Source organism: Candidatus Hinthialibacter antarcticus (assembly GCA_030765645.1).
In the GTDB taxonomy this organism is placed as follows: domain Bacteria; phylum Hinthialibacterota; class Hinthialibacteria; order Hinthialibacterales; family Hinthialibacteraceae; genus Hinthialibacter; species Hinthialibacter antarcticus.
Window position 1 is genome coordinate 117,580 of sequence record JAVCCE010000007.1, and the last position, 22,197, is coordinate 139,776.

The 22,197-nt window shown below is 52.6% G+C and carries 18 protein-coding genes; all 18 read right to left on the reverse strand.

Translation table 11 applies throughout. The features are described from left to right. Positions 1-26: 26 nt before the first annotated feature. The 18 genes from P9L94_02105 to P9L94_02190 all read right to left on the reverse strand — a co-directional run bounded on the left by P9L94_02105 (position 27) and on the right by P9L94_02190 (position 22,025). Positions 27-3,368 (reverse strand): ABC transporter permease, encoded by a 3,342-nt coding sequence (locus tag P9L94_02105; protein MDP8242845.1) that lies wholly within the window; start codon positions 3,366-3,368, stop codon positions 27-29. Beyond that, positions 3,365-4,060 (reverse strand): ABC transporter ATP-binding protein, encoded by a 696-nt coding sequence (locus P9L94_02110; GenBank protein MDP8242846.1) that lies wholly within the window; start codon positions 4,058-4,060, stop codon positions 3,365-3,367. Before P9L94_02110 ends, P9L94_02105 begins: the two co-directional genes overlap by 4 nt. Further along, entirely contained in the window at positions 4,053-5,345 is a 1,293-nt protein-coding gene (locus P9L94_02115) for an AMP-binding protein (GenBank protein MDP8242847.1), read from the reverse strand. Before P9L94_02115 ends, P9L94_02110 begins: the two co-directional genes overlap by 8 nt. Beyond that, positions 5,342-5,914 (reverse strand): hypothetical protein, encoded by a 573-nt coding sequence (locus P9L94_02120; protein MDP8242848.1) that lies wholly within the window; start codon positions 5,912-5,914, stop codon positions 5,342-5,344. The genes P9L94_02115 and P9L94_02120 overlap by 4 nt, the downstream gene beginning before the upstream one ends. Before the next feature lie 22 nt (positions 5,915-5,936). Next, the gene (locus P9L94_02125) at positions 5,937-6,365 is read right to left on the reverse strand and encodes a thioesterase family protein (GenBank protein ID MDP8242849.1); all 429 of its coding nucleotides are present in this window, start codon (positions 6,363-6,365) and stop codon (positions 5,937-5,939) included. A 21-nt stretch (positions 6,366-6,386) separates the two neighbouring features. Beyond that, positions 6,387-7,682: a glycosyltransferase family 4 protein gene (locus P9L94_02130; protein ID MDP8242850.1), complete on the reverse strand. Its 1,296-nt coding sequence runs from the start codon at positions 7,680-7,682 to the stop codon at positions 6,387-6,389. Next, a complete protein-coding gene (locus P9L94_02135) occupies positions 7,679-8,941 on the reverse strand; it encodes an NAD(P)/FAD-dependent oxidoreductase (GenBank protein MDP8242851.1) in 1,263 nt (420 codons plus the stop codon). Before P9L94_02135 ends, P9L94_02130 begins: the two co-directional genes overlap by 4 nt. Further along, positions 8,938-9,516 (reverse strand): hypothetical protein, encoded by a 579-nt coding sequence (locus P9L94_02140; protein MDP8242852.1) that lies wholly within the window; start codon positions 9,514-9,516, stop codon positions 8,938-8,940. Before P9L94_02140 ends, P9L94_02135 begins: the two co-directional genes overlap by 4 nt. A gap of 11 nt (positions 9,517-9,527) precedes the next feature. Further along, positions 9,528-10,844 carry a coproporphyrinogen-III oxidase family protein gene (locus P9L94_02145; GenBank protein ID MDP8242853.1) on the reverse strand — a complete coding sequence of 439 codons (1,317 nt, stop codon included), beginning with the start codon at positions 10,842-10,844 and terminating at the stop codon, positions 9,528-9,530. 13 nt (positions 10,845-10,857) lie between these two features. Next, positions 10,858-11,982: a PQQ-binding-like beta-propeller repeat protein gene (locus P9L94_02150; GenBank protein MDP8242854.1), complete on the reverse strand. Its 1,125-nt coding sequence runs from the start codon at positions 11,980-11,982 to the stop codon at positions 10,858-10,860. Between the two features lie 149 nt (positions 11,983-12,131). Beyond that, complete coding sequence (locus P9L94_02155; GenBank protein ID MDP8242855.1) at positions 12,132-13,322, reverse strand: iron-containing alcohol dehydrogenase; 1,191 nt, start codon at positions 13,320-13,322, stop codon at positions 12,132-12,134. A gap of 4 nt (positions 13,323-13,326) precedes the next feature. After that, complete coding sequence (locus P9L94_02160) at positions 13,327-14,772, reverse strand: aldehyde dehydrogenase family protein (protein ID MDP8242856.1); 1,446 nt, start codon at positions 14,770-14,772, stop codon at positions 13,327-13,329. A gap of 13 nt (positions 14,773-14,785) precedes the next feature. Next, positions 14,786-15,865, reverse strand: coding sequence for a hypothetical protein (locus P9L94_02165; protein ID MDP8242857.1), 1,080 nt, complete (start codon positions 15,863-15,865; stop codon positions 14,786-14,788). Then, positions 15,862-17,400: a sodium:solute symporter family protein gene (locus tag P9L94_02170; GenBank protein MDP8242858.1), complete on the reverse strand. Its 1,539-nt coding sequence runs from the start codon at positions 17,398-17,400 to the stop codon at positions 15,862-15,864. The genes P9L94_02165 and P9L94_02170 overlap by 4 nt, the downstream gene beginning before the upstream one ends. Then, complete coding sequence (locus P9L94_02175) at positions 17,397-17,642, reverse strand: DUF3311 domain-containing protein (GenBank protein MDP8242859.1); 246 nt, start codon at positions 17,640-17,642, stop codon at positions 17,397-17,399. Before P9L94_02175 ends, P9L94_02170 begins: the two co-directional genes overlap by 4 nt. Before the next feature lie 14 nt (positions 17,643-17,656). Then, complete coding sequence (locus P9L94_02180) at positions 17,657-19,201, reverse strand: PQQ-binding-like beta-propeller repeat protein (protein MDP8242860.1); 1,545 nt, start codon at positions 19,199-19,201, stop codon at positions 17,657-17,659. Between the two features lie 28 nt (positions 19,202-19,229). Further along, positions 19,230-21,554: a PQQ-binding-like beta-propeller repeat protein gene (locus tag P9L94_02185; GenBank protein MDP8242861.1), complete on the reverse strand. Its 2,325-nt coding sequence runs from the start codon at positions 21,552-21,554 to the stop codon at positions 19,230-19,232. Positions 21,555-21,674: 120 nt separating this feature from the next. Then, positions 21,675-22,025 carry a hypothetical protein gene (locus tag P9L94_02190; GenBank protein ID MDP8242862.1) on the reverse strand — a complete coding sequence of 117 codons (351 nt, stop codon included), beginning with the start codon at positions 22,023-22,025 and terminating at the stop codon, positions 21,675-21,677. Positions 22,026-22,197: the final 172 nt, after the last annotated feature.

The following is a 22,197-nucleotide window of genomic DNA, read 5'->3' on the forward strand; positions in this document are numbered from 1 at the left end:
TTAAGACTCCTTTATCAAATTGTTTTTTATTCGTTTCTTAACGCATTCAAAAACGGGCCGCGCAAAGCGATTCGCGCCGCCAATGCCGTAAAGAAAAATCCAAACAAGAACAGTGCAATCACCGTCCCCGCCACAGCGCCAATTGGCGCTGAATTCGATGATGCGTTGAGACTGGGCGCAGCAGCGGTAAATCCCGCGACGGCGCCAATCAACAAACCAAACGCCAACAAGGCGCCGTGCTCATAAATCAAAGATGCGCGAACGGTGGATTCACGAAACCCAATCGCCCGTAGCAGCGCAAACTCGCTGCGGCGTTCGAGCACGTTACGCAACACGACGACGCCGAGGCCCGCGCTGCCTAACAGCAGACCCAAGGCGCCCAAAGCGAGAAAGATGTTCAAGTAGGTTTGCTCGACGGAATTAAACATCGCGAGACGTTCCACTGTATCAATCGCTTCGATGCCCATATCTTGCAGATAGTCATTCATTTTTTGCGCATAGTCAGCGCGTTGCTCAAAGGGCGCGTCAATCAACAATGCGCGGTAGCCGGTTTCCAGCGGATATTTTTCCAGGAAATGGTTTTCGGCAATGACTACATTTCCTTGAAGAATGGAACGGTCTAAGGCCGCGACCAAACGAACTTGAAACGGTTCGCCGTCTGCGCCGATGTAAGTCAGCGTATCGCCCAGCGACTTGCCCAGCGCCCACATCATTGAGGTCTGGTCAACAATCGCCGGGACGGCGCCGTCGTCAAATGGATGATTCAGCAGCGTCCAGGGCGAGGTTTCAGCGTTAATGGTTACGCCATCGAACACGCCCGCAAAACGAAACGCCTCGCGGCCTGACAATTGGCTGGGATCAACGCCCATCAAACGAGGCGTCTGAGCGCGGTTGAGATTGAGGCAGCTGGCGTCGTCGCCTTCGCGAACACGCATCGCGACGACTTTCATCTCAGGAACGTCTTCACGCGTGAGCGCATATTCATTCAGCCCGGATTCTTGATTGAGATCATGAACCAGCGGGATGGCGGTTTCGGCATACACAGCAAAGCCGCCGGTTCCTGAATTGCGCTGGTCGGCGCCTTCGAGCGGGTTCTGACGATTGGCGCCAACGGCGATGACCAGAAATGATCCACACGCGAGCAATGCGCCTACGGCAAGGCTACGTCCCGGACGGCGGCTGGCGCCGCGCAGCGAAAATTGCATCATCGACGGTTGGCCTTGGGAGGTTTGGTTCGCTTGACGAAGCAACCAGACGCGCATCGCCGCAAGGCCGCCGATTAACATCAACGAACCGACGCCAAAGAATACGCCCGCCGCTTCAGTCGAAGAGTCCGTCTGGACGCCGAACATAAGCGCGACTGCGCCAATCAGACAAAGCGCAGCGATGAGGGATGCGATCCAACCACGCTTGGTTGAAGTCAACGAAATCGCGCCTGCATCCAACCCCGCATGTAACAATTCGCGCGCGGGCGTATGCGCCTGTTTTCTAACCGCGAAATAAATCGCGATGAGTGAAACGGCCCAACTCGAAATCAATCCCGCAATGACGGTTCCCGGCTTGATGTATAATTGCACTTCTGCGGAAGCAATCGCTCCGCTCCACACCGACGACAATCCCCAAAGAACGGCCTTCGTATAAACAATCGCGATCCCGAGTCCGACGAGGCTTCCTAGGATCGAAAAGAACAATCCTTCGACGATATAGAAACGCCGAATTTGTTTGGGATGCAACCCGATTGCCAGCAGGACGCCGGTTTCGCGCCCGCGCTGTTCGACCGCGAAGGTGAACAACAACGCCGTCAACAACAAGGCGGCAATGATGAGAAAGAAACTCAAGCCGATAAACAAGCCGCTAAAATCCATTGCTTGTTTGCTGGCGTTGAGCGCTGTTTCGCGAACGGGTTGGAAGAAAAAGCCAAACGAGGCGGGGTTCACTTGCCCGCGCAAGGCGGCGTCTAACGCATCGGCGGAAAATTCACTACTTGGAATTCGTATGCCAGTTAATGCGCCGAAGCGGTTCGACCATATCTGCTGTCCAGCCTGCAATGAAATCACGGCTTTGGGCGCTCCGCCGTAGTCGTCCCAATAGGCTTCGTCTTTATCGCGTATCGCGTCCAGATTGATAATGAATCCAGGGTCCCAATCGCGGCAGTTGTCTTGGTCCGCCAGACCGGGAAATTCAGGCATCAGGCTTTTATCGGCTCCGGGCGACTGCATCGGCAATATCGAACCGACGGCGAATTTGGAAGAGCGTTCGATCAGACGGCGCATCGGGCCGAAAATAAAATACGTCATCTCAAGCGAATCGCCGGGTTGTAAACTCAGGTCATCCGCCAGCCATTGGTTGATATTAACAGCGTCTGAATTGGTCGGCGCCCATTGCGGCGATTGAGCGGTTTCATGCAACGGCCCCACCGCAGTAACGATTGAATAGGGCGCCCGGGCGCCGCTTGTTGATTCAAGAATATTGACGAGATAACTCAGTACGCCCAGCGATTTGTTCGATAATTTTTTAACGGCGTCTACGACCGGCGGGTCTATAAAAATGCGCTTGCTGCGTATTTCGACTTGCCCGGTTTCCGGCAAATCAAGGATTTCTAATTCAGCGTCTGCGAGTTGATATTTTTTTTGCAGCGTCAAGTTCAGCGCTTCAAAAGATACGCCCGGATTTTCATTCGCGCGGACTAACAACATGTTGGCGCGGTCATAGAGTTCCGCCCGTTCCTGCAACCATTTCAGTGATACAAACGCATTGTGGGGAGGGATTTGGTTAGCGCGTAAATCGAAGCGCCCCATCTGTGAATCACTCAAAACAGTGCGAACCGTCATGCGATAAGGGATGGTCTGGTCGGACGCGGTCGATAAGGGCGCGTCCCGCGAGAGGATGCTGGGCTTTTCGATGCGCAGCAACACTACGTCGCCAACGCTTACACCCAGGTTTTGCGCCATGCGTTGATTGATCGCAACGCCGGGATCGTCACCGTCGAGTTGCGGCGGATCAACGCCATTCATTGACCAGAAGCGTTCATCCACGCCCAGCGTCTGTACGCGGTTGACGCGGGCTTTGGTATCGGGTTGGCTGGCGGAAGCGTTCAAACGTAAAAGCGGCGCAGTTGCGACTCCGTCGAACGAGACTTGAACATCATCAGCGAGCGCAGAACGGAAGAAACGCTCTTGCGCCTGCATCGCGAAATCAGCCTGACCAATTCGAGACAGCGCCTGTTGGTGCAACGTCTCATTGATAGAAGAACCGACCAGCAGCGAGCCGATCAACACCGCTGCGCCGATAGCGGCGCCAAGCGCCACGCCGAGTTGCGAACGCCAATAGAATTGAAAACTGCGCCATGCCAGCGTCCAAGCGTTCACTGTGACGCCTCCCACGGCTGCAAACGTCCGTCGCGTAATTCAAGGATGCGCGACATGCGCTGCGCCAACGCCTCGGCGTGCGTGACGACTACCAAAGCAACGCCCTCTTCACGGTTGAGTTCTAACAATAATTCGGTAAGAGAATTCGCCGACTTGCGGTCAAGCGACCCGGTGGGTTCATCCGCCAGCAGCAATTTGGGTTCGTTGATTAATGCGCGCACCACTGCCGCGCGCTGGCGTTCGCCGCCGGAAATCTGACCGGGGCGCGCGTTCTTACGCTCGCCGAGTCCAACCCGGTCGAGCAAGCGGTGCGCCCGCGACTCCGCGTCGGGATGAGGTTGCTTCGACGCAAGCGTCGGCGTGAGAACATTTTCTAAAACGGTCAATTGCGGCAAGAGAAAATGCAATTGAAAAATAAAGCCGATTTCTTGATTGCGCAGATCGGCAAGTTCGTCGGTATTCAGTTTCGCAAGGTCGCGCGAAGCGATAGTGAGCGTCCCCGATGTGGGGACGTCTAACGCGCCAATTAAATTCAGCAGCGTGGTTTTGCCGGAGCCGGACGGCCCAACAATCGCCAGCGACTCGCCCGCATTGATGGTCAGCGAGCAATCGTTCAATACAGGACGCGCGTCAGGCCCATCATATTGTTTGGCTACGGCGTCTAAGACGACTAAAGGTTGAGAATCATTCATGAGTTCGTATCCACCGTTTGGCTTTCATTTCAAATCGCGGCAACGTCCCCGGCGAGACGGTCTCGATGGGGATGCGTAAATGATAGGTTTTATACAGTTCAGTCGACAAGCGGTGCGGCAGCGTTTCGGGATGGTCGTAGCCCGCCGCCGGTTCCACCAGAATTTTCATTTCTGTCATTGACGCCTTGGCGCAAATTTCTACGCGATACTCCACCGCGTCTCCGCAACGGCGGATGATTTCGTCAATCGCGCTGGGATACAAATTCACGCCGCGCACAATCACCATATCATCATAACGACCGAGGATGCCGCCGGGAAACGCGGCTTCCGGGCGTCCGTATTTTTTCTGATTGTCCCATGAAACGCGCACCATGTCGCCTGTTCGATATCGTAGCAGCGGAGACGCGCTGCGTCCCAGCGGGGTCAATATTAACTCGCCGGTTTCGCCGGACTCGACAGGCTCAAGCGTATCGGGATGCAACACTTCTACCAGGTAGTTTGGTTCTAACGGATGCAAAACGCCGCGATGTTCGAGCGACTCAAATGTCACGGGGCCGACTTCAGTCATGCCGTGATGATCGAACAATCGCGCGTTCCATTCCGACTCAATGCGCTGACGAACGCTGGGCGTACTGCCGCCCGGCTCGCCCGCAACGATGATCTTTTTAACGCCGCATCGGGAGATATCCATACGCTCATCGCGTGCGGACTGCGCCAAACGCAGGGCGTACGTCGGCGTACAACACAATACCGTCGCGTTGTTGGAAAACATGGTTTGGAGACGGCCCACGCTGCTCATGGCGCCGCCGGGGATACACAGGCAGCCGATTCTTTCAGCCGCGTTAAACGCCGCCCAGAAACCTAAGAAAGGGCCAAAGGAAAAAGCAAAAAAAACGCGGTCGGCTGGCGTAACGCCCACTTCTCGAAAAATGTTCATCCAGTTTCCCGCGACCCAATCCCAACTCTCCTGGGTATCGAGCCAGCGCATCGGGTAACCGCTGGTACCGCTGGTTTGGCTGTAACGAACGTAATTTTCTATCGGTTCACTGAGGTTGGTTCCATAGGGAGGATGATTTTTTTGGTCTTCGACGAGTTCGTGTTTCGTTGTAAACGGCGCATTCGCATAAAACTCATCCAGGCTATTTAGAGGAAACTTGAATCCCGCGTCTTGATATTTTTTTGTATAAAACTTATTGGTTGGAATGATTGCTTCCAACAACGCATTGAGTTTCTTCAATTGCGCCGCCTGGATATCGGCGCGCGTACTCAAACAACCATCATTCATGAGCGAGGCGTCTCCGCAGGCGGCTGCGCGGGTTGCACGATGGCGTGCGCATCGATTGGTTTTTTGGGAGCCGGGTTGGGTTTATATAATGTCACCATCGTGCCGCCGACGGCTGCAAGCGCGATTCCCATGACAAATTGCCAACGCAACGATATCCACCCGCCTGCGGGCGGATGCAAAGTTAAAGCGACAATGGCGTTCACGATGGGCGCGCCGGCGAAAATAATCGACATAACAACAGCGGGCGAGCCTTTGGCGCCAAACGCCAATAAGACGCAGAAGGCGCCGATGGCGCCGACGATGCCCGCCAGCAGCGACCAGACCATGCCCTTCATCGGAAACGTCCAAGCCGCGCCGTTTATCACAAGAATCAGAAACGGGGCCAAGACAGCCGTCAGGAAATAAGCCAGACCGACGAACAAAAATGCTTTATAGCGTCCATTGACCGGATCGGCCATGCCCATTTGCCCGGTGTGTAAAAAGATTCCATACAGCCCCCAACTGGCGACCGTCATTAATGCAAAAATCAGCCAGGTCATTCCGGCTTGTTGAGATGTAGCATCCGCCATGCGAAAACTCCTTCAAGAATATTTATTCCGTAAATACTTCGATCTGGCTGATGAAGCGTTCCGGTAATGGAATCGACTTTACCTTGCCGTCTTGAAACGCAACGCATACGACCGTTAATGTTGCGCGGGCGATTTCTTCACGCGGCTCCGGCTCCACACGCTGGAATATGAAATCATAGGTCACGGTTTTTTCTCGAATCTCTTTCACGCGCAATTGAATCTCGACTAAATCTTCAAACTGCAATGGGCGTGTATAACGGCAGGTTACTTCGCCGCGCGGCAGCGCAATATAGCGCTCGCCTTCGCGCATGTGAACGGAGTAATCAATCGAACGGTAAAACGCATGTTCGCATGATTCCATAAACACAAAATAGCGCGACCAATGAACGATGCCCGCCAAGTCGGTGTCGGAAAATTCGACCCGCCGACGGTGGGTATATTCGCTTACCATGATGCAATCTCCATGTTGGATTTAGTTCGATTTCATGCAAACCGATTCATACGCGGCGGCGACGTCTTTCGCCATCCGTTCAACGGAAAAAAGCGCAAACGCCGATTCACGCGCGATGGCGCCTAATTTTTTCAGATCATCAGCATTCAACAATAATGATTGTAACGTATTTTTTAACGATGCCGGATCATCCGGGTCGTACAACCGCCCGCCCGGCGCCGCTTCAAGCAACTCAACAAACCCCGCATGATTGGGCTGTACGACAGGGACGCCCGCCGCCATCGCCTCAATGACGTATAAGCCAAACGCCTCGCCGTACATGGCAGGGACAGAAAATATCGTAATCGAATGAAGGAAGTCGATCTTCTCTTCCCGGCTGATGTTGGGCAGAAAGTCTACATCATCGAGTACGCCAGCGGTTTGTAGTTTCGATTTTTGTTCTGCAACAAAATGTTCATCGCCCGGGGTCATGGTGCCTGCGATGCGTAGTTTCAAATGTTGGAGGTTCTCATTCTGTTTCAATTCAATAAACGCGTCGATTAACGAATGAAGCCCCTTGTCTTCGCATTGCCGCGCCAGATAGCCAATCACCAGCGGGTCCATCGGCAGCGAAGGTTCGCGGTAGCCGTCCAGCGAAACGCCGTTGAGAATCATGTGGACTTTATCATCCGGCAGTTGCAAGCGCCCGCGCATGAGTTCGCCATAATAATGGCTCACGGGAATATAGCCGTCGATGTAGGCTTCGCAGTCGCGCAACGCCTGCCAGCATTGTTCATTAAATGGAGGCCGAAGCGAATCAAGGAACCCGTCTTCGCCTTGCAAGGTGCAAAACACCGCGCAGCCGACTTCGTTTTTTATCGTCCGCGCAAGCCCGGCTAACAACCCATTGGAAAGGCATATCACATCAGGACGCGGATCTTCTTTGAGCCATTCAACCAGACGTAGCACTTCTTTTTTTTGATTGCCTTCTTCGCCCTTCAACGTCGAGAGCGTCAGTTCGCCTAAGTCTTCCGCTTTGGTCATGCCCGCTTTTTTTGAAGCTGCCGTCAAGAGCGACTTGCTATCGAACCAGCGGTCGATCCAGCGCGGCGTGTAGCGAAAAATAGAACTGATCTGTTGCAGATATACATTCACGCCGCCGAAAAAAATCGGCGCGTCGGCGGCCACGCTTTCGTCTTCAACCATGATGGGCAAATACAGCGGCAGCATGACCGCATCGTGGCCTTGCGCCCGCAGTGCGCGCACTAGCGCATTGTCGCGAACGCAATTGCCGCAATAGAACGTACCGGTTCCCGGCGTGATTTGGATAATTCTCATGTCGTCGCTGCAATCAACGGCCGCCCATGCGGCAGCGGTTTGGGCAATTCGACAAATTCAGATACAGCAGAAAATAACGGGTCAAAATCTTTTTCCAGATGCCCAATCAGGCAATCCGTCAAATCGCCGCGCAGATTTGGATATTTCATTAAGAAATCCTTAAAACGGAAATCTTGATCGTAGAACGCGTACACCAGTTTGCGCATTGCTTCGATCATAACGATGAGTTTCTCGCCATATTCTGCGAATTGTTCAGCGGAAACGTCATTGCGTTCGAGCGCTTTGTGAATGGCTTCGCCCGCAAGTTCGCCGCTGAGCAACGCTAACAAAACGCCAGATGAAAACACCGGGTCTAAAAACGCAAACGCGTCGCCGGTTAAGACCAAGCCATCCGATGCGCAATATTCGGAACGATAGGAATATTCACCCGTCGCCCAATAGTCAGTGCAGCGCTCGCCAACAGACAGGTGGTCTTCGATCCAGGGATTGCTTTTGATTTCCCGTTGAAAAATCGTATCCAAGTCGCGACTGTCGCGGTAAAGATATTCACGCTCGGCGACCAGACCCACACTGACAATATCGTCAGGCAAGGGGATATACCAGAACCAGCCGTTGTCAGGGATATACGCAACTGTGGTCGCGCCTTCGTCTTTGCCTTCGTCGCGCTTGGCGCCTTTATATCGGGTCCAGATAGACGTTTTGTTAAGTTTCGGGTCCATTTTGCGCCAGCGGTTTCGCGCAATGGCCAACGAGTTTCGGCCGCTGGCGTCGATGGTAAACGGCGCCCGCAGTTCTTTACGGTTTTTCTCTTCGTCTTCAATCACCACGCCGACGGTCGCGCCGTTTTCAACAATGAAATCTTTCACCGCCACGCCGTCTTGAACCTGGGCGCCCTGTTCACGCGCATGGTCAATCATCAATTGGTCGAATTGATCGCGCGGCACCTGCCAGGTACGCGACGCTTCATGTTCCATGTGTTGTTCAAAGTAAAACGGCGCAGAGAGTTTGCCCATCGGATTGACAAACTGGACGCTGTACTTATTTGTATAACCAGCCTGCTTGATCTTGTCCAACACGCCCAGCCGCTCCAATGGAAAATAGCAATACGGCAACAACGACTCGCCAATGTGATAGCGTGGAAATTTTTCTTTTTCCAATACCATCACGCGACGACCGCTTTTCGCTAAAACCGCAGCTGCGGAGGCTCCCGCAGGCCCGGCGCCGATTATCAGCGCGTCAAAATCATTTGTAGATGTCACAGAGTTTCTCCTACTCGATCATCGCCCGGCGGTAAAATCTCGATCACGTGCGCGATTGGTTCACCGCTGCTCATGCTCAACGTGTTGCAGCGTCCATAGAGTTCCGGCCCAGGCGAAATATTAAAAATGCGCTGCATGAGCCCGTCCGCTTTCATACGGAAATAGGCGCTGGGTTCACTATGATATTGGACGGCGAACTGGTTCAGAATTCCGCCGAACGGCAAACGGCCTTCTTCGACCAACAAGCGTGGAATTTCATCCAATTTCGTTAAATCAATTTGGATGGCGCCAAACTCAACCGGCTCGTTATCGTCATCCAGTTCTAACACCACAAGACGGGTCAGAATGTCTCCTTCAACCGCCTGATTGAGAACGCGGAGATGAATGTCATCTTCATAAAACGTTTGCAGCGTATTGGTCATATCGCTGTCATGCACCAACAGCATCCGTTCCGGTTCCGGCATTTCAAGCGGCGTCACCGGCTCCATCAAACGCACGGTGTACCCATGGCGTTGATACACCATCGGAAAGGGCAAAAACGGTTCTTTGATTTCAGGCAGCAATGCGGTAACCATAGCGTTTAAATTTAAGTGTATCGGACTTCTTGATGTTCAGGCAAAAAGTATTTTTTCAATCCTTCATCAATACGCAACAATCCGTCGCGGGTGAGATGGATCGCCTCGTCGTCGTAATCCAAAACGCCGTCGTTTTTCAGTTCCTGCAAAGGCCCAGCGAATCGCTCAAACACATCAACGTCGAATTTCTCTTGAAAATACGCGCGGGGCACGCGGCCTAATTTATGCTGAAGAGCGAATTCACGAATCAAGCGTTCGTCGTCAGTTAACGGTTTGGCGCGATTGATGGGCAATTCGCCCGCTTCGACTTTTTCGAGATAAGGACCCATGTCTTTTTCGTTTTGCGCATGGACGCCGCCGTAATGCCCAAACGACGACACGCCTAACCCCAGCATGTCGGCGCCGCTCCATAACATGTCGCGGTAGATGAATTTGGTTGATTCAGGGTTCTTGACTGCGGTGTAAGCGCTGGTGACGGTGTAGCCCGCTTCTTCAAAAATCGCAAACGCTTCTTTGACCCAGCGGCGCTTGGTTTGCCAGTCGGCGACGGGAGCGATCTCGGTTCCCTTCTCTTTCATCATGTCGCGGTAGATGGTGGTGTTGAATGGAATTTCCATTTGATAAACCGTCAGGCTGTCAGGCTGCATGGCGAGCGCCTTGCGGACAGCGTCCAGCCACTTTTCATCCGTCTCGCCCAACATGCCCGCGATCAGGTCAATGTTAATCTGCGGAAACTCAATCGAACGCGCAAAATCATAGGCGCGGCCAATTTCACCGGAGCGATGGGCGCGATTGTTGAGTTCTAAAACCTGGTCGTCAAAATGTTCGACGCCCAGGCTTAAGCGCGTCACGCCGATGCTACGAATCGCTTCCAGTTTGGCTTCGGTCAAGGTGCCCGGTTCGCATTCAAAGGTGATTTCTTCGGCGGCGTCCCAGGGCAATTTTTTCTGCATGGTTTCGACCAGGCCGGTCAATTGATGCGGCGACAAAAATGAAGGCGTACCGCCGCCGAAATAGATGTACTTCGGTTTGCGCCCGCCAATGATGGGCTTGTCGGCGTAGAGTTCAAATTCACGGGTGAGGGCGTCGAGATAACGTCGAATTTCAGACGAGTTTTTATCGGTATACACGCGGAAATAACAAAAGTGGCAGCGCTTGCGGCAAAAGGGGATATGCAAATAGATACCCAGGTTCGCCTCAGGATGCGGCTGGCGCTCAATCGACTCAAACGCCGATGACACATAGTCCGGCTTCCAAACCGAAAACGGCGGATAGTTGGAAACAAAATAACTACCAGCCGTGGTCTTTTTTTCTGATTGCGTACTCATTCAACGCTCCTCATTAATTCTTTGGGCCGAACCCATACATCACGCCGTCTAACGCGCCGACAATGACCATCCCCTGGCCGACGGCGGGCGTACTAATAATGCCTTCGCCAATTTCATACGACCAAATTTCACCGCCGTCTTTGACTTCGAGTATGTAGAGACGCCCGTCTTCTGAACCAACGACCAACCGGTCGCCGCAGATCACAGGAGAACTATCGACTTTTCCGCGCGTACGAAACTCCCAGATAGAATCTCCGGTTTCTTTATCAACGCAATGGACGCGACGATCGCGTCCGCCGAAGATGACGTATTCATCCGTAATCGCAGCGGATGAAAAATAAGGAAAGTTGCGGTTGCTATAGCTCCACACAACTTTCTGCGCTTCTAAATCAATGCAAAGAAATTCGTTACCGTAATTTCCAACATACGCCTTACCGTCATCAAGCGCCACCGTGGCGGCGATATACGCCTCCGCGTCGATGTCAGCGAAGGGGGAGCCGTCTTTGATTGAAACGGTATGAACTCGCGCATCGCATCCGCCCACAACGATTTGTTTTTCATCAACCGCAGGCGAACCGTTGATGTAGTTATCGGTGCTGTACATCCAAATCAATTCGCCCGTCTTGAAATCCAGGCAATAGAGCCGACTGTCATAACTGCCGAACAACACGCGTAACGAACCGTCGTCCGCGCGCGTCCACATGGCGGAGCCCATGATTTTATCTTGGGTCTCGTATTTCCAGCGCAAATCGCCAGTCTTTGCATCCAGGCAATATAGGTTCGCATCCGATGAGCCGACGACAACAGCGCCATCTAACGCCATCGGAGACGCTTCGACCATATCGTCCGTTTTAAACTTCCAGCGCTCTTCGCCGTTTTGAATGTTCAGCGCATAAATGTAATTATCTTGCGAACCAAAATAGACGCTATCGCCCGATATCACCGCCGAAGAAGTAATTGGTTGCTCTGTACGAAACGTCCAGCGCAACTCAAGCGCCTTTGGCAGCGTTCCCTGTGCGACGCCGTGATTTGACACGTCGCCGCGAAACAGCGGCCAATCGCCAATGGGTTGTGCATTAACCGCCGCATTGAAGCACAAAAAAACAAATAGCAAAATCGTTGTTATTCTTATTCGCATGATGGAATCGACCCGAAGATTATTTTTCATTCATTGTACAACTTAGTCTGCTCGAAGTAAAAAAAAGTTCAACCATATAAGGAGATAAAGCGTAAATTACTTCTTGGAGTCTTCTAATTGTGTTTTGATATTTTTGAGAAACAGGCGGATTAAACTGTGGCTGAATTTGTTGTGAGCGCATGGCGGTACAGCTGTTGAAAATCTTCGACGGTGAGGTCGCGTGGATTGAAGGAGCCTGTCCATTGCTGGGCGGCAGCTTCTGCCAGAATGTGTACATCCTCTGGCTGCACGTTGAATTCAGACAATGAACGCGGCATTCCGGCGGCGTCGAGCAGTTGCTCTAAGCGTTGCGCCAAGCGTTCGACCGCGTCTTCTTCACAACAATGCGAATCAACAACGCCAGCGAAAAGCGCTAGTTCGGCGTACTGTTTACGCACTTCGGAATCTTGCGCATTCCATCGGACAACATGCGGCAGCATCATCCCGACCGCCTGCCCATGAACTAGGTGATATTGGGCCGTCAGTGGATTCGCAACCGCGTGGGCCGCGCCCAACATGCTGTTCTCGATTGCGATCCCCGCATAGGCGGCGCCTAGCAACATCGCAGCGCGCGCATCCTGATTGTCAGGCTCTGACAATACCTGCTCGTAACTTAATTGCGTCAGACGAAATGATTCACGCGAATAAAGCCACGATACCGCGTTGCGTTTTTTTGTGACGGCGGTTTCGACGGCGTGGGTAATCGCATCCATACCGGTGCGCGCCGTAACGAGTTTCGGCTGCGACAACGTCAATTCAGGATCAAGAACGGATATACGCGGCGCCGCCTTGGGGTCGCCGCACGCCATCTTGACGTGCGTTTCAGCGTCGGAGATCAACGCAAACGATTGGCATTCGCTTCCCGTCCCCGCCGTGGTCGGAACGGCGATTAAGGGCAGCATCGGTTTTGTCGCTTTACCAACGCCCCAGTAATCTTGCATGCGTCCGCCGTTGGTCAGCAGAAAGTTGCATCCTTTGGCGGTATCTAAACTACTGCCGCCGCCAAGGCCAACAATCAAATCAACCTTCGCTTCACGCCCGACATTCACGCAGCGCTCAACGCATTCCGTGGTCGGGTTTTCAACCGTCTGACTGAAAACGGTTACATCCAAGCCAGCAGAGTTCAGCGCCTCTTCTGCGCGTTGGGGATGACCAGCCTGGATCAATCCAGGATCGGTCACAAGCAGAACGCGCGTCCCGCCCAACTCTTTGGCTCGTTCGCCTAAACGAGAGACGGCGCCGTTTCCAAATACAAGCCGGACGCGGTTATGATGATCGAACCCGATGGTTTCAATTTTCATAAAATTATTTTTTTACCGTTTGAATAGCGCGGCGTTTATACAAAAACTCGAACAAGTTTCCTTCGTGCGGCTGGTCCCAGGTTACGCGCGAGGTTGGCAACGCGCCCAAGTTTAAACGCTCGATCAATGGGCTGCGCAATAGTTGCTTGATAAATGCGGCGTCTTCGGTCACTGCTGTAACGACCAATGAAGGCCCCATTTTTTCGAGCATCTGATCTTGTGGAACTTCAACCACGCTGGCATAGGGAAACAAAAACTCACGGTTCGCAAGCGGATGGTCAAACGACTCGCAATGCACCACCGTCGGCAACATGTAAACGCTGCTGCCTTTTTCGACCTTTCGCTCGCTGTTTCGATACCGCGCGGTCAGGTCTTCGGCGCCGGGCGTATTCAAACCTTCTTCAATGGTTGATTCAAAATATTCGGCGAACTTCGGGTTCGCGAATCCGCATAACGTCGCGTTTTCATCATCCACTTCGCATGGTTTGATTTCCGCCAGACGCTTCGCCAACGCATCAGCGATTTCGGCTCCATGTTTCGGCGTTAAGACGCAAGACGCATTGACGCAGCTGCGCCCGCCGTTTTCATAAATCGACGCAGCCAACACGTCAATAAAACTTTCCCATTGGTCGGCTTTGTCGGCGCCGATTAGAATCTTGCTCCATCCCGGGCCGTGAACTTGGACTGCGGGATTACTTGCATAACGCGCTACGGTTTTTTCGTCGCCAAAAATAATGCCGCTGTCGCATGATTGAAGAATGACGTTTGCGCCTTCATGGTCTGTCGGGTAAAAACAGAACGCTTCGGGCGGACACCCGGCGGCGATAAACGCCTGGATAATGCGCAGCGGCGTCCAGGGTTCTTCACGTCCCGGTTTTAACACAACAGGGATACGCAAGGCGACGGCGGGAATCCAAATTGAATTTACGCCGGGCGAGTTGCTGGGCAACACAACGCCTAAACTTTTCGCAGTGGGGTAATAGCTGATTAATGACCCGCCCTGTTGCGCCACGGCGCCGTCGAGCGCAGTCAAATCGAGTCCACGCGTCAGCCCGCCTAATATGGTCGGCATCTGCGTCATGACTTCATGGATTTTACCCATATTGCGTTTGACCAGCGAGTAAGGCAACCCGGTCGTAGAGGATAGCGATTCGATGTAATCCTGCGGCGATTGTTCGGCGCCGTCGCCCAGAGGCAGCGAAGCGTTCATAAATAGTTCGCCCGCTTGTTTGCATATCTCCAACATCTTCGCGCTGGGCACGTCCTGCAATATCTCAAACGATCGAGAAATTTTATTGATGTCGCGGCGAATTAATCCCGAATTCGCCATGCTCATTTGCGCGACGGCTTCACCGCCGGAATGATGGACGAGTTCAGATTTATCGAGGCTCTCATAGACGCGCCCGCTGCGTATGCAGGGGATCTGCGTTAATGCGGTCATGGTCGTCATTGCTTTCTCCGAATTAGTACACGCCTTCAACCACTTTGTTTTCGCTTGCGCGGAAGGGCCGCACTTCGCCGACGCCGTCCCAAGCGAAACGCCCCCAGGGCTCGCGGCGGATGACTTCATCACGCTCCAGAAAACGCGGCATGAACAATTCCTTGGTGATGGTCGTCAGTTCGACGCGCCCCCACTCGCCGTACTCGACGGTCTTGACGGTGTCGTCAGGATCAACCACCCGCAACACCGCGCGCGGCTGCGGCGCATAGTAGGTCAACGCATAGTCATCTTCCGCCGAAAGCGGTTTGCTACACGCGAGGCCCATCAGCGTATTGCCGTAGGTCGGCACCAGCTGCGCTTTTTCTTCCAGGATTTCTTCCGCCAGAAAACGCACCACCTGCGGCGTCATAGAGGTACCGCCAAGAAATACGCCTTTGATTCCAACGCCGGGCACATCAACTTTTTCGCCCAGCGCTTCCAGCAATTTCGGCGTCGTGAACAGGCAGGAAACATTGCGATGTTTTAAAATTGGCGCGGCCTGATCGACGATGTGCTCCATATAAGCCTTGGCCTGATCTCCTTGTCCGTTGCCGATGAGTTTTTTTACCCAGCGGGGATCAAGGTCGAGATGATAACACGAGCCGCCCATCACATTGGCGAGATGCTCAATCGTCAACCGCAAGCGGCGCGGGCCAGTCGGCCCCATCATCAACCAATTGCCGCCGCGCGGGAAAAATTCCGGGTCCAGCGTTTCAGCGAATTCGGTGTAATCATACTCATGGTCATGCCAGCTGATGCGTTGTTTGGGCAATCCCGTCGTACCACCCGTTTCAAAAATTTTATACGGTTTGCCTTCATATTGTTTTGGAATCCACACTTCGTGCGGTTCGTTGCGTAAGGTCTCATCATCAAAATGCGGAAACTTGACGACGTCTTCGTAGGTTTTCACGTCTTCACGCGGGTCCCAGCCCGCCTGCTTGGCCCAGTTGAGCCAATAGGGACAGCCGGTTTCCGGCGAAAAATGCCACTGGATGATTTCTCTCAAGTGTTGATCGAGTTGATCTTTGGCTTGAGCCAGGGCGCTCTCTGCAATCGCGCTCATGCGGATGCGACCTCCATTCGTTTATCTGGAAAGAATTTAGTAATTGTTTCTTTTGAGGGCGGCTTGGTGAATAACGAAACTAAAATCATTGTCAGCGTAGACGCCGCGAAAATAATAGCCACCGGCATCATGCCAAAGACATGGTATTCACGCTCGAGGCCGTAATTGGAATCTTGAAATAAAACGAACCACACAACCATCGTCACGATCACAGTCGCATAGGCGGCGGCCTTGGTGGCGCGCTTCCAATAGACGGCGGCGACGGCAAGCGGGAACAAACTGGCAAAGCCGGAGAAGCACCAAATCCCTAAGACAAAAACGCTGCGAGGTTCTGCGAGTGAAAGCAAGTAAGTAATGATGACGATCAACGTAATAAAACCGCGCGCCATCCAGATTTGCTGATTATCGTTAAAGCGGTTTTTACCGAAATGGTGCATGACCACGTCGTTGGTGAACATCGTACCCAGGCACATGAACTGCGAATCAAGCGACGACATAATCGCAGCCAGAATGCCAGCGGTAACAAAACCCGACATAGTCTCACTGGTAAGTTGCTTCACCATGATGCCTAAGACCGCATTGGGCGGGGCGCCCTCAGGAACAACACGCTGCAATCCGCTCGCGGTTTCGATCACGGCGCCGCTGGCCCATACGCCGATAAGGATGCACGGCACCCATACAATCATGATAAAAATGGGGTGAGCAATCACGGTGAGCCGAAAGGTCTTCGCCGACTTCGCCGTCAACCAATGTTGAAAGAGGTGCGGAAACATCCCAACCGAAAGCGGGATAAATAGATAGGTTAGAAAGACCAGTTGCGGCACTTTATCGCCGCGCACTAGTTTTTCGGGCTTTGCCATCGCGGTTGCATTTTCAAGCCCACCCAATTTGGTGGAGATCAAATAAAATGCGATGACGCCGATCACCATAAAGACGATGGTTTGAAATGTGTTCGCCCATGCGGCGGCGCGCAATCCGCCGACAAAAACATAGGTCAACACAACCGCGCAAATAACAAACGCCGTCACCCAATGGGGAACGCTGCCGTTGATTGCGGGAAACAAATCAGGAAACACGCCAACGGTCACCCCTTTGACGACGCTGCCCGCGCCGAGAAGGCTCACCAATAAATAGGGGATAACCAATGCAACCAAAATGGGGAACAAAATAAATCCCAGTCCGTTGCTTTCAAATCGGTCGCGGAATAATTGCACTTGAGTAACGTAGCCGTACTTTCGCCCAATCGACCACATTTTAATGCCGACCAGGAAGAATACCGCCGAGTGAATCAGTCCCGACCATGACGCCATTTTTCCATAGACGCCGATTCCCGCCGCGTAGGATTCCGCAGTTGAACCGACCATCGCGAAAGCGGTCATCGTGGTGCCAAACACTGACATCAAAAGCAGGACGGAACCAATGGAGTGGCTCGCGACAAAGAAATCTTTGGACGAACTTTGTAAGAAACGATGGCTGAAGATTCCCAGGCCGAGCAACAACGAAAGATAAATACAAATAATGATGACTGCTGTCATTTCGTCGCCGCTCCTTTCTGTTGTTCACGCAGAAATTCTGCGACTTCTTCTTCCATCTCCGTCGGCCACGCCCAAATTACGGCGGCGGCCCACAACAGCCCGGAAGCAATTGAAAATCCGACATGGTAAGCCAAGCCAATCGGCATATAGCCGAACAGCAGGGTAGCGTCATTCCAGTACCAGAAATCATGGTGTAAGACAGCCAAGAGAATCGCAGCCGTCCAGACGAGTTTACGCGCCATATTCAACCTTTCAATTAGTCCGCAATCGCGTACAAGTGAGTTTGAGTTCCGATGTATAACACGCCGTTGGCGACAACCGGGGTTGAATAGACAGGAGCGTCAAATTCGATTTCTTTTAAGACTTTATGGGTTTTGTCCGCAGCGAGAATGGTCAACACACCGTCTTCGTTGCCGACGTAAACCTTTCCATCAACTGCAATGGTGGAACCCCAAATATGGCTGAGGGTGTCATGCTTCCAATAGAGTTCACCGGTTTCCGCATCCAGGCAATGAATCACGCCGCTGTAATCGGCGGCGAAAACCAGGCCGTTCATAATCGACACGGTTGAAATCGTGCGGCGGATGCCTTCATACGACCAGACCTTGCCGCTGGTAGTGATGTCGCCGCGCTTGGTCGCATCAATGCACTGCAACACGCCGACGCCTTCGCCGTGTTCGGGGTCTTGTCCGATTGCGACATAGACCTTGTCTTTGTATACCACGGGCGTGCCGATAATTTCGTTCGGACCTTCCGGCGCGGGATAGCGAATCGGTTGCCCGTCTTTCATTTTGTAATGAGGCGGATTGCAGTCATATTTCCAAAGTTCTTTCAGTACCAAAAAGCCTTCGTCATCTTCAACCGGGTTGAGATCAAAGCCATAACAGAACCCATCGCCAGCGCCGAAGATGGCTTGCGGCTTGCCGCCGATCACGCCGTATGACGGCGACGACCAATTGCAATGGTATAAGTGTTGGCTAATTTCAGAGGCTTCTTCGCCGATCAGTTCGCCCGTGTCGGGATCCAACACAATCAATGTAGGCGCGAAGGGCGCCGGGATATTGATGTGCGACCAATCCTGACCATTCGACGTCGTCACAAACAATTTGCCGTCGATCAATAAAGTTGAACTGCTGGCAATATTATGCGGGAAAACGCCAAGTTCATCGCGCATATCATACGTCCAGATGATATCGGCGTCGGTGGGGCTGATTTCCATCGGGGGATTGCCAGGGCCCGCCATGTATTGGCCTTCATCTTTGAAGGGGCCGTCGTTGCCGTCTGACAATCCATCAATATCAAAACAGACAACTTCGCAACGGTTGGTTACGACATAGCCGACGCCTTTTTCGACGTCAATCGTCGGCGATGAACAGATACCCAGATATTCCCAGTCGCTGACTTTTCCAGCGCCAAGTTTAGGGACGACCAGTTGCCAAAGAAATTCACCGGTCTTTTCATCCAGACAATAAATATTACCACGGTCGCCGATATGTTTTTCATTTCGAGGCGATTCATTGTTGGTTCCAATAAAAACTTTTCCTCCAGCAATCGTAGGATTGCCGTAGGCTTGCGACCCCAGTTTTGCGACCCATTTCACATTTTCCGTCGTCGAAAGGTCGATCTCTTCGGAGCCGTCTTTCAAATGGCCGGGCGTAAAATCAGCGGGGATTCCCGTTTCGGGCGACATCATGTTGCGGTTGGGCGTCCCGCCCCACATGCTCCAATCTTCAGCGGAAGCAGACGTGGAAACAAGCGCGACGGTTAGAAGGCTGCTGAGCCAGTGTTTCGGTTTCATCATGTTTCACCTTTATCCTATGGTTCAATAATTATTCGTTTGGCGATACAACAACATTGTCAACATAGACGCGGTATTTGCTTTGTAAGGCAAAACCGAACAGTCCCGGCGCCCCCTTGGTATGAGCGGTTTCATGCGGGACTTCAATCGTCCATGCGTCCGGCTCGTCATCATCGCGAGGCCAGGCTTTGGCGCGGACCACGCCAGAACCGTCGTCGTTCAGATCAACGCGCGTCTTCAAACGATACCACTTATTGGGGCTCCATTTAAATGGCGCGCCCACTTTGAGCCGCTCATGGTTTGAACTGACTTCGATCTGCTGCCAGTTGCCAACCAACGTAATGAAGTAGCGCTGATTGATAACGCCGACGTTTGACATGCCGCGTCGGTTGCCGTCGGAACGCACATCAGCCTCGACGGTGTAATTGGACGCATTCGGATCGCCAATGAAAGTAATCGCGCGTTGGAACAAGACATTGTCCAACGTCTTGGTCAAAACTTTTTCGTCTTCCAAGTCGCGCACTTCCCATTTGAAGCGGGCGCCGATCCACGGCAACGGCGGAAACGCAAACTGAACGCCGCTCTCTTTTGCATGAGGAACGCTCAACTCATATTCATTAAAATTTTCTTGATAAGGAAGATTAGGGAGAACTCGTCCTCGAATGACGCCGGACAATCCGTCCGCCTCCGCCTTGAAAGCGCCAGCGGAAACCTGTGCGTCTTTGGCGGCGACCAACTGCGTTTTTGCATTCACCGTCGCGTCCATTTGCGCTTTGACTTTTGCCGTGGGCGGAACAAACGATGCCATTTTTGCGTCATTGATTTCTTTCACAAAAAAGCCATTCGCGTCCAAGGCGCGAAACCCAAACGACTGAGATTCGCCCGGGTTTAACAATACGTCCGACGGGGTGATTTGCAGCGCAACGGCTTTGCCCGCTTTGGGTTCTTTATATTCAGGCCATTCAATCGGGGCCGCGTTCCCGCCTTTGGTTCCAAAGCAATATAATTTGCTAGTGGTGTGAACGTAGACTTTTCCGTTCCAGGCGACGGGCGAGCCAATGGCGCCGCCTTCTAATTGAATATTGGAAAGCACGTCGCATCCGTCCGCTTTTGGTTTGAGAATATACATCTGACCATTCACGATGGGGATATAGAGTTTACCATCGGCGTACAGCGGCGAAGCGTGCAACTGGCTGTTGGATAGTTTTTCCGTCCATACTGTTTTTCCGGTTTTCGCATCGAGGCAAAAGAGCATCCCGGTTTTATCCACTTGATACACGCGGTCGCCAACCAATGTCGGCGAACTGGTAAACATCGAAATGTCGTCATTGCGCCAGAGTTCATACGATTGGTCGAGCACCTTGGGCGCTTCTTCGCCGGGGGCGGGTTCTGCGCCAAGTTTGATTGCGATCATGCGGCCTTCGGTTGAAGCGTCCGTATTTTCTTTTCCATGAGGAATGATCAACATATCGCCATGAATCACCGGCGACGAATTGACGCCGCCGCGCGACATGCGATAACGCCAGATCGGCTCGCCATTTTTCGTATTCACGCAAACGATGTTGCCGCAGCCCGTGCCCACATAAAATACGCGCTTTCCATTGCGCCATTCAAAGACTGGCGTCGAGAACGAACTGTCTTGCGGCTGGATGCCCGGCGTTGAAGACCAATACAACTCGCCTGTTTTTTTATTGAACGCATAAAAGCGGTCTCTGGCGGGGCCGTCCGCGCCCCAATACGATGTGATGCCGCGAGCAATAGCCAAATCGCCGTCGATCACAATGCAACCCACACGCCCATTGGGAAACGTCAAACGCCCAAAGCGCTCCATCATGGAATGCTGCCAAACCAGATCGCCGTCAGGCGTAAAGCAAGAAACCACGCCAGCGGTGGTCATTAAATAGACGTTGCCTGTATCGGGATCGACGGTCGGCGCGCCAATGCTGTAGCGCTCATAAACCGTATCGCTTAAAAAATCGTTGAAGCCCTGCTTCCAGACTTCCTTACCCGTTTCAGGATTGAGTTCAACCAGATATTCGCGCAGCCCCGATTGCGCCGCGCGCGGGGTGATGTCGTTGCTGTTTTTCGCCGTCGCATCGTCACCTTTATACCCCCAAACATACATGCGGCCATTGGCGACCACGGGCGAACCGCGGCCTTGCATGTCATACGTCCAAAGCAGGTTGCCGTCTTCGAGTTTAAATTCACTTGGCAACCCCGTAACAGGCGAGACGCCGTTTTGCCCGGGCCCGCGCCAACTCAACCAGCCGTCGACCGCATCGGCGCCCAATGGAGCGGTCAATACAATCGCCAGTAAGAAAACAATCGCTGCTTTTCGATATACAGAGGGATACATTATGCTTTGATCCTATCTAAAATTATTGGTATAAAACGCCGTTTTACTATTAACCTATTTCGCCGAAAGCAAAGCCTACGACGGCCTCGCACGGAGTTCATCAAACACGGTGACTCACATCTATGTGCTGCGGATGTCGAGACAAAGAAGAATGCCTTGCGCGTTGCGCAAAAAGAGTTTTCCGTTCGCAATCGCTGGTTCTGTCCAGCATTTTCCCCCGATGACTTGCGCGCGGGAAATTGTATTAAATTTTTCGGGAGACGGTTCGACGAACAACAACTCGCCCTGCCCCGTCAATAGAACCAGTTTCCCATCTGCTGACAATACGGACGTTTTTGAGATAGATGTTTCGCTCCAAACCATGCAGCGCTGCGGCCAATCGGCTGCGTTTACAACAGGGTGCAAAAAACTGAAGCAGAAAAAAATAAAGCAAAGAATAAAAACAATACGTCCATACGACTTATTCAACATAGGTCACTCACCATTCATTGAAACTCAATGAGATACGAATGGGCCTTCAAAACACGAAGATGGGAAAATGAGCGGGGGTGAGGATGGCCTCAATTCATACTATAAGTCTAATGATAAATAAAAAAAGTTCCATAAAGCAATATATTTTCTTGTATTCATATCACACGATTTA

Coding starts and splice junctions, on each gene's coding strand:
- P9L94_02110 (MDP8242846.1), bottom strand. CDS start 4,060: ATGAATGATTCTCAACCTTTAGTCGTCTTAGACGCCGTAGCCAAACAA.
- P9L94_02115 (MDP8242847.1), bottom strand. CDS start 5,345: ATGAATGATGGTTGTTTGAGTACGCGCGCCGATATCCAGGCGGCGCAA.
- P9L94_02120 (MDP8242848.1), bottom strand. CDS start 5,914: ATGGCGGATGCTACATCTCAACAAGCCGGAATGACCTGGCTGATTTTT.
- P9L94_02125 (MDP8242849.1), bottom strand. CDS start 6,365: ATGGTAAGCGAATATACCCACCGTCGGCGGGTCGAATTTTCCGACACC.
- P9L94_02130 (MDP8242850.1), bottom strand. CDS start 7,682: ATGAGAATTATCCAAATCACGCCGGGAACCGGTACGTTCTATTGCGGC.
- P9L94_02140 (MDP8242852.1), bottom strand. CDS start 9,516: ATGGTTACCGCATTGCTGCCTGAAATCAAAGAACCGTTTTTGCCCTTT.
- P9L94_02145 (MDP8242853.1), bottom strand. CDS start 10,844: ATGAGTACGCAATCAGAAAAAAAGACCACGGCTGGTAGTTATTTTGTT.
- P9L94_02150 (MDP8242854.1), bottom strand. CDS start 11,982: ATGCGAATAAGAATAACAACGATTTTGCTATTTGTTTTTTTGTGCTTC.
- P9L94_02155 (MDP8242855.1), bottom strand. CDS start 13,322: ATGAAAATTGAAACCATCGGGTTCGATCATCATAACCGCGTCCGGCTT.
- P9L94_02160 (MDP8242856.1), bottom strand. CDS start 14,772: ATGACGACCATGACCGCATTAACGCAGATCCCCTGCATACGCAGCGGG.
- P9L94_02165 (MDP8242857.1), bottom strand. CDS start 15,865: ATGAGCGCGATTGCAGAGAGCGCCCTGGCTCAAGCCAAAGATCAACTC.
- P9L94_02170 (MDP8242858.1), bottom strand. CDS start 17,400: ATGACAGCAGTCATCATTATTTGTATTTATCTTTCGTTGTTGCTCGGC.
- P9L94_02175 (MDP8242859.1), bottom strand. CDS start 17,642: ATGGCGCGTAAACTCGTCTGGACGGCTGCGATTCTCTTGGCTGTCTTA.
- P9L94_02180 (MDP8242860.1), bottom strand. CDS start 19,201: ATGATGAAACCGAAACACTGGCTCAGCAGCCTTCTAACCGTCGCGCTT.
- P9L94_02185 (MDP8242861.1), bottom strand. CDS start 21,554: ATGTATCCCTCTGTATATCGAAAAGCAGCGATTGTTTTCTTACTGGCG.
- P9L94_02190 (MDP8242862.1), bottom strand. CDS start 22,025: ATGTTGAATAAGTCGTATGGACGTATTGTTTTTATTCTTTGCTTTATT.